Source organism: Catenulispora pinisilvae (assembly GCF_015356865.1).
In the GTDB taxonomy this organism is placed as follows: domain Bacteria; phylum Actinomycetota; class Actinomycetes; order Streptomycetales; family Catenulisporaceae; genus Catenulispora; species Catenulispora pinisilvae.
In genome coordinates this window covers 49,348-59,878 of record NZ_JAAFZA010000036.1, presented here as the reverse complement: position 1 = coordinate 59,878, position 10,531 = coordinate 49,348, and the positions used below count along the sequence as shown (strand labels likewise).

Genomic DNA, 10,531 nt, shown 5'->3' with positions numbered 1-10,531 from the left:
CACCCCACCCCGCCCGCGATGGACTCGATCGCCCGCAGCGCGCCGACGGTGTCGCTGTTGCCGTGGACGTAGGCGGCGTAGGGCAGCTTCTTCGTCGCGTCGAGGCAGGGGTAATACACCTGATCGAAAAAGTGCTTCAAGGCGCCGGACATGTACCCGATGTTCGCCGGCGTCCCCACGATCACCGCATCCGCCGCCAGCACGTCCACCGCCGTCGCGGCCAGCGCTGGGCGCCGCACGACCGCCACACCCTCGATCTCCTCGTTGGTCGCGCCGGCGAGTACGGCCTCGAACATCGCCTGGAGCGTCGGGGACGGGGTGTGGTGGACGATCAGCAGCTGGGGCACGTTGTCGATCCTGCCATGACGGTCGCGGGACGGTCGCGCGACGCCCGCGCCTCTTCGAGCGCCACAACCTGTGACGCAAACCCCCCGATCGGGTGGAGTGTGGCCGTGCCGGAGCGTGCGAGGTATCTGGCGCTTCAGTTCGCTGCGATGCTGGACTACTACTGGTAGAAAGCGCCCGATCGGGGAGGTCCACAAGGTGGAACCGCTGGAGGCCGGGGATCCGCGCACTGTGGGTCCTTACGTGCTGATCGCGCGGCTGGGTTCGGGGGGCATGGGACAGGTGTTCCTGGGCCGGACCCGGGGTGGGCGCACTGTCGCGGTGAAGGTGGTCAAGGCCGAGTTGGCCGGTGACCGGGAGTTCCGGCGGCGGTTCCGGCAGGAGGTCGCGGCCGTGCGGCTGGTGTCGGGGCGGTACACGGCGGCGGTGGTGGACGCCGATCCGGACGCGCCGATGCCGTGGCTGGCGACCGCTTACGTGTCCGGGCTGACGCTGCGCTCGGTGGTCGGCGGCGGCGCGCGGCTGCCGGAGAGCTCGCTGCGGGTGCTGGCGTACGGGCTGGCCCGGGCGCTGGCCGAGATCCACGCGGCCGGGGTGGTGCACCGGGATCTGAAGCCGTCGAACGTGATGCTGGCCGTGGACGGGCCGCACGTCATCGACTTCGGCATCTCGCGGGTCATCGCGGCGGCCGACCTGACCCGGACCGACGTCGGCACCATCATCGGCTCCCCCGGGTTCATGTCGCCGGAGCAGACCCGGGGCCAGGAGCTGACCCCCGCGACCGACGTCTTCTCGCTCGGCACCGTCCTGGCCTACGCCGCCACCGGCCGCAACCCCTTCGGCGGCGGCCCGGACCACACCCTGCTCTACCGCATCGCGCACGACGAGCCGGACCTGTCCGGCCTGCCGCCCTCGCTCGCCCCGCTGATCGCGACGTGCCTGGCGAAGGATCCGGCCCAGCGGCCCAGCACCGCGCAGATCATCGGGCGGATGGCCGACACCCCCGGCGGCAACGCGTGGCTCCCGGCGGAGCTGACGGCGGCCATAGCGCAAAGCGCGGCGGAGATCCTGGACTACGAGGGCATCGCGGTGTTCCCGCAGCCGGACCACGATGCGCCGACGACGGCCGTCCCGCCGCCGGACCCGACGCTGGTGCTGCACACCTCGGCGGACCGGCCGACCGCGCTGGTCGGGGACACCGGCGAGCGGACCGGCGAGCGGACCGTGGAACGGGTCGGGATAGGGGAACCGCCGGAAGGCAAGCGGGGTGGAGGCGGCGCGGGCTGGGTCGCCGGGGTGCTCTCGGTCGCGGTGATCGCGGCGCTGGCCACGGCCCTGGTGCTGGTGTTGCGCAGCGGGAGCCACAATCCGAGTCCGCCGCCGTCGGCGTCCGTGGGCACCACCTCGAGCCAGTCCCCGCTGACCCGCTCGGTCAGCGGCACGACGTCCTCGCAGAGTTCGACGACCGCGCCGAGCCCGACCACGAGTTCCACCCCGATGCCGACGACCCCGGTGCCGACGTCCAGCACGACCAGCGGGCCGAGCCCGACGACGAGTTCCACGACGTCGACGACGCAGAGCACGTCGGCCCCGAGCACGCCGAGCAGCAGCACGAGCGCGTCGAGCGCACCGTCGTCGAGCCCGTCCTCGCCGCACAGTTCGGCGTCGCACAGCTCACCGCCGGCGTCGCCGAGTTCGAGTCACAGCTGAGAGTTCGAGTCACCGCTGATTCCAGCGGCGACCGACGCGCGGCACCACCGTTTCGTGCAGAGCGGCGACCCGCCCGCATCACAGCCCACTGATGCGGACGCCGCGGCCCCGGGCGGGATCTGTCGATCCCGTAAGCCCTACCGCATCCCGCACCGGAAAGCCGCCCACCGGGCCAGTCGGCCCCATCGCACCCGCATCCTCACGCCACGCCCACGTCTGTCCCGGCGGCCGCCGTCGCCGCCTCCGGCCAGTCCGTGCGGCGCCCCGACCGGACTTCGAACGGACATGTCAACCGCCATCCGCCGCCAACCCTCGCGAACCGACTGCGCGCCGGGCCGCGCCGGCTCCACACTTGGCGCGGCGGACCCGGGGCCGCACCCGCCTGCGGTCCCGGGTCCGCTCTGGTCCGGTCCGGCAGGATGCCGGCCGGCCGTTCGGTGCGGCGCGTCCTTGTCGCGCGCCGCGGTCTTCATAGCTCCGGCTCCCCGTCTGACGCCGCACTACGCGCCAGCCCCGTTCGCCGGGTGGTCCGGCGGCCGGCGAAGCGGCCGGCCGCCGAAGTGGTCACCCGACCCGCGTCAGATCGACCGCGGGCAGGTCCTTCAGTTCCCCGCGCGTCAGGTCCACCTGGACGCCGTAGGTGGCGTCGACCACGTTGCGGATCGGCACCGCGACTTCCTTGCGGCTCCACAGGTGTCCTTCGGCGAGCAGGATGTGCGTGACATGGTGGTCGGGCGCGGCCAGCAGGCCCTTGATGTGCCCGATGTCGCCGTCGGCGGCGTGCAGGCGCTCGTTGCGGCGCAACTGGATCTCGCCGGCCGGGACCCGGTCGTAGCTGACCATGTCCGGCTTGGCCGGGGCCCGGTAGGCGCCGCCGAGCGTGCCGCCGCCGGTGACCGGTCCGCCGGCCGGGACCGCCGGCTGCACCATCTCGGTGGCCTCGGCCGGCTCCAGCAGGTCGAAACCGGAGCCGGTACAGGACAAGATGATGGCCTCGACGCCCGCGCTGCCCACCAGCGAGACCGGGACCAGGCGCGCCGTGTGCGGATCGCGCCCGACGACGAGGTGCGTCAGTGTCTGGGTGGCCGGGTCCATGATGATCCGGTGCAGCCGGCCGCAATCTCCGTCGGCGCAGCTGACACCCGCGCCGATCGAATAGCCCGCCTTTTCGGTCATGGTGCTCATAGCAGCCTCCTCACTGCTCGCGCGGCTGTCGTCGCCGCGCCCCTGCCAGGTACCCGGTCACAGAATTCGAAACTGTGCGGCCGGGCGGCTTCTCAACAGGTGAAAAAAGCCGCGAACAACGGCCGTGCGCGGCCGCGTGAGAAACGGCCCGCAACGCCACTTGAGAAACCGCCGACACCCCCGCGTGAGAAGCAGCGCGAAAAAGCAGGGTGAAAAGCGGCGCGGCTGCCGGGTACGGCGACGGCAGCCGCGCCGGCCTCAGCGGGCGGCCTCCCGGTCCGACCACGTCTTGATCGCCAGCAGCCGCAACCGCAGCGTCTCGGTGTCCTCGGCGTCGCTCGCGCCGCCGTCCGGCGCCTCCGGCAGGCCGTCGGTCGGCACGCCGTGCGCGGTGAAGAAGCCCTCGGCGGTGCTGTGGGCCAGGGTCACGGCGACCCGCGGATTGCTCACGAAAGTGCTCTGCACGTGCTTCCACACGCCGTCCAGATAGGCCCGGTCGGCGTTGGTGAAGCGCGGCGGCGGGGGTGTGGCCGCGGCGGCGCCGACGGGGCTCCCGGCGCCCGGGTCCGCGCGGCCGCTGTCGATGAACCTGCCGATCCGGGTAGACAGGCCGCCGAACGTTCCGGCAGCCCAGGCCCGCCAGCCGGCGGGTCCGAAGAAGAACATCGCCACCAGGGCGGCGATCACAACCAGGACGATGATCACAGTGACGACCACGACGACCCTCCCGAGGCTGACCTTCGGCCGTGAACACGTGCCGTTACCCGGTTCGACCCCGGCCAATCGGCCGCGCCCGGAACCGTGTTCGAATCAGAGTTCTCAAATAGCTGGCGAGCGCGGAGTATGGAGGGATGGCGCATCCTGCCGAACGCCGTGAGCCCGCCCCCGACGTCGCGCGTGGCCGGGCCGGTTCCGACCCGCCCTTATTCGCCGGGCAGAAGGTCCTGATCGTGGACGACGACCGGCGCGGCGCGTTCGCCCTCGGCAGTGCCCTGAGTGCCCGCGGGCTCACCGTCCTGCAGGCCGCCAGCGGCCCGGACGGGGTGGCCGCGCTCCAGCACGACCCGACGATCCGCGCGGTCCTGATGGACATCGCGATGCCGGGCCTGGACGGCTACGCCACCACGGCCCGGATCCGCGAGCTGGACCAGCCCGAGCCGCCGGCCATCATCGCGGTCACGTTCGAGTCCTCGGCCGCCGACCGGGCCAAGGCGCTGGCCGCCGGGATGGACGAGCACGTGCCCAAACCCGTGGACGTGACGCGGTTGCTGGCTCTGTTGGGAGAGCTGATGAAGAGCTGACGACGAGCTGACAAAGCACCGAGCACCGAGCGCCGAGCGCCGAGTCAGGCCTGCTCCTCGGTCTCGCCGTCCTCCACCAGCACGGCGTCGCGCAGCGTGCCCAGGATCCGGGTGAGGTAGCGCGAGACCTGCATCTGCGACACCCCGAGCTCGGTGCCGATCTGACTCTGCGTCATACCGCGGAAGAAACGCATCAGCAGGATGCGCTTGTCCTTCTCCGGCAGCGCGGCCAGCAGCGGCTTGAGGGCTTCGCGGTCCACGACCCACTCGTAGGCGTCGTCGTCCCCGCCCAGCGTCTCGCCCAGGCTCGCGCCCTGCTCGTCACCGGGCACCAGCGGGCGCTCCAGCGAGGTGGCGCTGTAGGCGGCCGAGGCGTCGAAGGCCTCGACGATCTCCTCCGGCTGCGCGCCCAGGTGCTCGGCCAGCTCGGCGATCGTCGGCGAGCGGCCCAGCCGGCGCTCCAGCTGCTCGGCCGGGGCGCCGTGCAGGGCCAGGCTCAGCTCCTGCATACGGCGCGGGACGTGCACGTCCCAGGTGGAGTCGCGGAAGTAGCGCTTGATCTCGCCGGCGACCATCGGCGTCAGGTAGCCCAGGAAGGCGGTGCCGCGCGCCGGGTCGAAGTTGTCGACCGCCTTGATCAGCGCCAGGTACGCGACCTGCTCCAGGTCCTCGGCGGTGTCGGCCGGGACGCTGAAGCGCGAGGCGACGTAGCGCGCGTAGTTCATGTGCTCGGCGATCAGCTCGTCGCGCATCGTGCGGCGGCGCGCGCTGTCCGGCTCGCAGGCCGCGAGCTGTTCGAACCGGCGGTGGATCTGCGCGCGGTGCTCGGCGCGGTCCTTCGGCACGCCGCCGAGCCGCGGCGAGGGGATGCTCGGCAGCGGGAGGTCCGAGTCCTGGTCGGGCAGCTGGCGGTCGGGACGCACGGCGCGCGAGGCGGGCACGGCGCTGTGGTGAGGCGGCTGCACCGGCTCACCGTCGCGTTCCGGCCCGCGTTCAGACCCGCGTTCAGACCCGCCGCGGCCGGACGACGAGGCCGGACCGGGACTGGTCCCCCGAGTGCTCACCGCACCCCCGCCCGGGCCGGGCCGCCGGGCCCTGGCCCGCCGGCGCCCGCCGCGCGCTTGACGATGTCCACCCGCACCCGGCCCTCCTCCTCGGCCCACTGCAGGTCGTCGACCAGCGCCGCGAGCAGCGACCAGCCGAAGCCGCCGACCTGCGGCTTGGAGCCGGGCCGGGCCTCGGCCGAGACGGTGAGCGCCAGGCCCGCCGGGCCGAGCCGGAAGACGCAGTCCAGCTCCTCGCCGATCACGTCGACCTCGTCGGGTAACAGCAGCAGCCCGCACGCCTCGTCGACGGCCAGCCGCCAGTCGCCCATCTCGGCCATCGAGAACCCGGCGCGCACGCCGAGGTGCCCGGCGGCCGACCGGACCAGGACCACGTAGTCACGCTCGGCGGGGATGCTCAGCGTCACCGGGACGCGACCGTCCGCAGTCGCGTCGGCACTCACGCCCGCACCGGACGAACGGACCCCGGCGACACCCGGACCGACGGCGTCCTCGCCACCCACTCCGCTCACGCGCTCCATACGTCCTGCTCCCCTTTCCATGGCGGCCGCTGAGTGCCCGCCCCAGCCGGGACCGCGGCCCGCGGCCCGAGTCGGCACCATACGGCTTTTCCGCCGTCGTCCTCGACCGCGACCCCCCAGGCCTGCGCCAACTGCACCACGATCGCCAGTCCCTGACCACCGTAGCCGCGTTCGGCCGGCGGGATCAGCCGCGGCAGGCCGGGGCCGCGGTCGTGGACCCTCACGGTCAGCGCGCCGTCGCGCAGTTCCAGCGTGAGCCGCATCTCAGTCCCGGCGTGTCGGACCGCGTTCGTGACAAGCTCGCTGACCACGAGCGCGGCGTCGGCGACGAAGTCGGCGACGTGCCAGCGCCGGCAGGTCTCGGTCAGGAAGGCCCGGGCCCGGGCCGGCGCCGAGGGTCCCGGGGCCAGGTCGGTCTGGGCCCTGCGGCGCGAGGTCATCGCGCCAGATTCCCAGCCGTGAGCCGACCCGATATCGTCGGTAGCGATCCGGGATCACGCGGGCTGGGTGGGAAAACAGGAGGCGTCATGGCGGTCGAGGGCTTCTCGGTCGAGGTCGACAACGACCCGGACCGGGGCGGAGCCGCCGCGGTCACCGGGGACGGCAAGGGTGCGGCGGCGGTCACGGTCACCGTGGCCGGCGACGTGGACCTGGCCGCGGCGGACACGCTGTGGAGCGTGCTGGATGAGTACGTGCGCCCCGGGGCGCACGTGGTCGTCGACTGCTCGCGGGTGGCCTTCCTGGACTCGATGGGCCTGCGCACGCTGATCCGGGCCCAGCACAAGGCCGCCGCCGCGGACGCGCGCCTGACCCTGGCCGCGCCGTCGGAGGCGGTGCTGCGGGTGCTCCAGCTGGCCGGCGTCGCCGACTTGTTCGTCCTGGACATCAGCGGGGACATCAGCGGGAGCGGCAGCGGACGCTGACCATCGGTCATCGCCACCCCTTCCTCGCGTCCGGTCCGACAGGCCACCGCGAACACCGCTACCCGCTCCACCGAATCCAAACTCGATCCACTCTCGGTGACGTGGGGCACGCGGGGCGGCGGTGCGCCGTCGCGAGCCGTCGGCCGACAGGCGGCGCCGCGCCTATTGTCAGGTATCCGACGTGCGAAAAGCATAGCCCGGGGGCGGGAAAGTCCCTAAGAGGTCATGCGGCGTCCAGGAAAGCCAGGACGGCCAGCACCCGCCGGTTGCCGTCCAGGTCCGGCAGCAGGCCGAGTTTGGCGAAGATGGTGTTGATGTGCTTGCTGACCGCCTTCTCGGTGATCACCAGGCGGGCGGCGATCCCGGCGTTGGCGTGGCCCTCGGCCATCGCGGCCAGCACTTCGCGCTCGCGCGGGGTCAGTGAGCTGAGCCGTTCGTCGCGCGAGCGCCGGGCCAGCAGCTGCGCGATGACCTCGGGGTCCATCGTGGTGCCGCCGCCGGCGACGGTCCGCACCGCGTCCACGAACGAACGCACGTTCGAAACCCGGTCCTTCAGCAGATAGCCGACCGCGCCGGTGCTGTCGGACAGCAGTTCGCGGGCGTAAAGCGGCTCGACATGCTGCGACAGGATCAGCACCGGCAGGCCGGGGACCCGGCGCCGGGCTTCCAGCGTGGCGGCCAGGCCCTCGTTCTTGAACGTCGGCGGCAGGCGGACGTCGGCCACCGCGACGTCCGGACGCTCGGTGAGCAGCGCGTCCAGCAGGTCCGGGCCGGTCTCGACGGCCGCGACGACCTCGAAGTCGTGCGCCGACAACAGCCGGACCAGACCGTCCCGCAGGAGGGCCTGGTCCTCGGCCAGTACTACGCGCATCAAGGCTTCCTCACTCGCACGGCACCTCCAGCGTCACCATCGTCGGCCCCCCGGCCGGACTGTCGAGGGCCAGCGTCCCGTCGAACGCCGCCAGCCGCCGCCGCACCCCGGCCAGCCCCTCGCCGCCGGCGACGTCCGCACCGCCGGAGCCATCGTCCCAGACCTCGGCGATCACCCGGGCCTCGCGCCGATACACGTCGATCCGCCCCCGCGCGGCGCCACTGTGTTTCAGCACGTTCGCCAAGGCCTCGGCGATCCCGAAGTAGAGGGCTGACTCGCGCGGCGCCGGCAGCCGCTCCGTCAGGTCACTGCGAACCTCGACCGGGATCGGCGAGGCGTAGGCCAGCGCCCGCAGCGCGTCCCCCAGGCCCCGCTCGGCCAGCACCGGCGGCAGGATGCCGCGGACCAGCGAGCGCAGTTCGGCCAGCGCCGCGCCGCTGTGCTCGCGGGCCTCGGCCAGCAGCGCGATGGCCTCCTCGGGGTTCTCCCGGATCAGGTCCTCGGCCATGCCCAGGCTCAGCCCGACCGCGGCCAGCCGGGCCTGCGCACCGTCGTGCAGGTCCCGCTCGATGCGGCGCATCTCGGACTCGGCGTCGTCGCTGACCCGCTCCCGGGTCACGGTCAGGGTGCTGATCCGCTCGCCGACGTCGGTGGAGTCCAGCAGCAGTTGGGAGTACTGGGCCTGGGCCCGGATCAGCGTGGGGCCGACGAACGGCGCCAGCGCGAGCGCCACGATCCCGATGCCGAACCCGAACGGCCAGAACGCGCTGTCGCCCAGCACCAGCCCGGGCACCGCGAACACCCCGACCACGCCCCAGCCGACCAGGGTCAGCGGCAGCAGGCCCAGCACCAGCCCGACAGCGGTGTTGGTGACCAGCCAGAGCAGGTCCCGCCAGGTCGCCGGGTCGCCGAGCAGCCAGCGGACCCGGCCGCGGCCGGCCCGGGGCAGGTACGGCTCGTCGATCACGACGCCGCTCCAGCTCCGCGCGATCCCGCGCTGCCAGTTCGCCAAGGCGCGCACCGCGCCGCCGATCACCGGCGGCACCAGCATCCCGCCGCCGATCGGCATCAGGCCCAGGGTCAGCACCGTGGCGACCACCAGCGGGACCCCCGCCAGCAGCGACACCAGGGCCAGCACCAGACCCCGGCCGGCCGCCAGGGCGGTCGAGGCACCGCGCCCGCGCCACTCGGCGGCGTCACCCCCGAACTCCCGCGGCAGCCAGGCCATCAGATCCGTCCCTTCCTCGTCCGCCATTATGGTGATCAGCCGTTGATCGCGGCCAGCGCGGAGACCCGCATGGCCCGCCGAGCCGCCCCCAGGCAGGCCGCGAAGGTCAGCACGATGATGCCGGCGCCCACCGCGAGGAACACCCCGAGGCCCTGGTCCGGCAGGAAGTCGCCGGTCCTGGCGTAGCTGAACGGGATCACCCCGACCAGCGCCGCGAGCGTGCCGAACACCAGCCCGGCGACCAGGATCGCGCAGGTCTCCCAGCTCAGCGCGCGCCGGACCTCGCCGGGGGTGACGCCGATGAGGCGCCGCTGGCCGAACTCGCGGCGGCGGTGCAGGGTGCTGGAGACCGCGATGTTCGCCACGACCACCGCCGCGAACAGCGCGATCATGCCGGTCACCAGGAAGCTCAGCGTCTGCACGCCCTTGTCGTCGGCCGTGACGACGGTGTGCAGGGCCCGGTTGGCGTCGTCCTGGATGAACTGCTCATACAGCGCGCCGTTGGCCAGCGACACGAACAGGATCACCGGCATCAGCACGCCGGCCGCCGGCCGCGAGTGCCGCCGCAGTTCGGCCTCGGCGAGGTAGCCGCCGCTGCGCCGCATCAGCGGGCCCAGTGCCGCGGCGGTGATCCGGATCAGCACCGGGGCCAGCAGCGCCAGCCCGATGCCGGTGAGGATGCAGGCCTGGCCGGCGATCTCCATGGTGTCGTAACCCTCGTTCTTCATCAGGGTCGCGGTCATCACGGCGTCGTCCAGGCCGAGCAGGATCAGCACCACCGCGCCGATCTTGCGCTTGCGCGACATCCCGGCGTCCTCGGTGGCGGCGGCGACCAGCGAGGCCGCCGTGCTCTGCTTCGCCGCGCGGCGCCCGGTCGCGACCGCGGCCACCAGGGCCGCCACCACGATGTCGCCGAGCCCCATGGTCAAGGTGGTGGCGCCGAACTTGAAGTCGACGCCGTGCGAGACCTGGTGGGAGGACTTCAGCATGGCCAGCATGCCGTGGCCCACGCCCAGTCCGGCCGGGACCGCCGGGATCGCCGCGGCGACCAGCAGGATCGCGGTCTCGACCATGATCATGCGGCGGATCTGCCGGGGCAGCGCGCCGGCCGCCTTGAGCAGCGCGATCTCCTTCTCCCGCTGCTGCACCGTCAGGCTGAGGGTGGCGGCGGTGCCGAAGGCGATGATCAGCGCGCCCCAGCCGCCGATCACCAGGGCCGTGGTTTGCAGGGCCGAGCGGTCGTCCTTCGACACGCCCGGCGCGCTGCCGGTCTCGTAGAGGGCGGCGAAGCCGGTGAGGATCGCGCCGCCGAGGAACAGGTTCAGGAACGAGGCGAGGTACGCCGCGCGGCGGTGCCGCAGATTGCTCAGGCTCACGGTGCGC

12 protein-coding genes are annotated in these 10,531 nt (G+C 73.0%); 3 read left to right on the top strand and 9 right to left on the bottom strand.

Annotation, left to right across the window (positions count from 1 at the left end; translation table 11 throughout):
* The coding region (locus IZR01_RS12875) for a flavodoxin family protein (protein WP_194923934.1) at nucleotides 1-347 on the bottom strand (347 nt) is incomplete at its 3' end.
* Nucleotides 348-543: 196 nt separating this feature from the next.
* Here IZR01_RS12875 and IZR01_RS12870 point away from each other — a divergent pair.
* A complete protein-coding gene (locus tag IZR01_RS12870; protein ID WP_194923933.1) occupies nucleotides 544-2,055 on the top strand; it encodes a serine/threonine-protein kinase in 1,512 nt (503 codons plus the stop codon).
* 564 nt (nucleotides 2,056-2,619) lie between these two features.
* Here the strand turns inward: IZR01_RS12870 and IZR01_RS12865 are convergent.
* Both IZR01_RS12865 and IZR01_RS12860 read right to left on the bottom strand, forming a co-directional pair.
* Nucleotides 2,620-3,240 (bottom strand): hypothetical protein, encoded by a 621-nt coding sequence (locus IZR01_RS12865; RefSeq protein WP_194923932.1) that lies wholly within the window; start codon nucleotides 3,238-3,240, stop codon nucleotides 2,620-2,622.
* Between the two features lie 258 nt (nucleotides 3,241-3,498).
* Nucleotides 3,499-3,957 (bottom strand): hypothetical protein, encoded by a 459-nt coding sequence (locus IZR01_RS12860; protein WP_194892347.1) that lies wholly within the window; start codon nucleotides 3,955-3,957, stop codon nucleotides 3,499-3,501.
* A 134-nt stretch (nucleotides 3,958-4,091) separates the two neighbouring features.
* On the opposite strand from IZR01_RS12860, the gene IZR01_RS12855 reads away from it, so the two are divergent.
* A complete protein-coding gene (locus IZR01_RS12855) occupies nucleotides 4,092-4,541 on the top strand; it encodes a response regulator (protein WP_194892346.1) in 450 nt (149 codons plus the stop codon).
* Nucleotides 4,542-4,585: 44 nt separating this feature from the next.
* Here IZR01_RS12855 and IZR01_RS12850 read toward each other — a convergent pair whose 3' ends face one another.
* The 3 genes from IZR01_RS12850 to IZR01_RS12840 all read right to left on the bottom strand — a co-directional run bounded on the left by IZR01_RS12850 (nucleotide 4,586) and on the right by IZR01_RS12840 (nucleotide 6,566).
* Nucleotides 4,586-5,482, bottom strand: a complete 897-nt coding sequence (locus tag IZR01_RS12850) for a SigB/SigF/SigG family RNA polymerase sigma factor (RefSeq protein ID WP_323746150.1) — start codon at nucleotides 5,480-5,482, stop codon at nucleotides 4,586-4,588.
* Nucleotides 5,483-5,601: 119 nt separating this feature from the next.
* Entirely contained in the window at nucleotides 5,602-6,126 is a 525-nt protein-coding gene (locus IZR01_RS12845) for an ATP-binding protein (protein WP_194892345.1), read from the bottom strand.
* A complete protein-coding gene (locus IZR01_RS12840) occupies nucleotides 6,114-6,566 on the bottom strand; it encodes an ATP-binding protein (RefSeq protein ID WP_194892344.1) in 453 nt (150 codons plus the stop codon). Before IZR01_RS12840 ends, IZR01_RS12845 begins: the two co-directional genes overlap by 13 nt.
* A gap of 87 nt (nucleotides 6,567-6,653) precedes the next feature.
* On the opposite strand from IZR01_RS12840, the gene IZR01_RS12835 reads away from it, so the two are divergent.
* A complete protein-coding gene (locus tag IZR01_RS12835; protein ID WP_194892343.1) occupies nucleotides 6,654-7,049 on the top strand; it encodes an STAS domain-containing protein in 396 nt (131 codons plus the stop codon).
* Between the two features lie 223 nt (nucleotides 7,050-7,272).
* Here the strand turns inward: IZR01_RS12835 and IZR01_RS12830 are convergent, their stop codons facing one another.
* Genes IZR01_RS12830 through IZR01_RS12820 form a run of 3 tightly spaced genes read right to left on the bottom strand, consistent with a single transcriptional unit; the run spans nucleotide 7,273 to nucleotide 10,524 of the window.
* The gene (locus tag IZR01_RS12830; RefSeq protein WP_194892342.1) at nucleotides 7,273-7,920 is read right to left on the bottom strand and encodes a response regulator; all 648 of its coding nucleotides are present in this window, start codon (nucleotides 7,918-7,920) and stop codon (nucleotides 7,273-7,275) included.
* 10 nt (nucleotides 7,921-7,930) lie between these two features.
* The gene (locus IZR01_RS12825) at nucleotides 7,931-9,175 is read right to left on the bottom strand and encodes a sensor histidine kinase (protein WP_228554022.1); all 1,245 of its coding nucleotides are present in this window, start codon (nucleotides 9,173-9,175) and stop codon (nucleotides 7,931-7,933) included.
* 8 nt (nucleotides 9,176-9,183) lie between these two features.
* Nucleotides 9,184-10,524 carry an FtsX-like permease family protein gene (locus IZR01_RS12820; RefSeq protein ID WP_194923931.1) on the bottom strand — a complete coding sequence of 447 codons (1,341 nt, stop codon included), beginning with the start codon at nucleotides 10,522-10,524 and terminating at the stop codon, nucleotides 9,184-9,186.
* Between the last annotated feature and the right edge of the window lie 7 nt (nucleotides 10,525-10,531).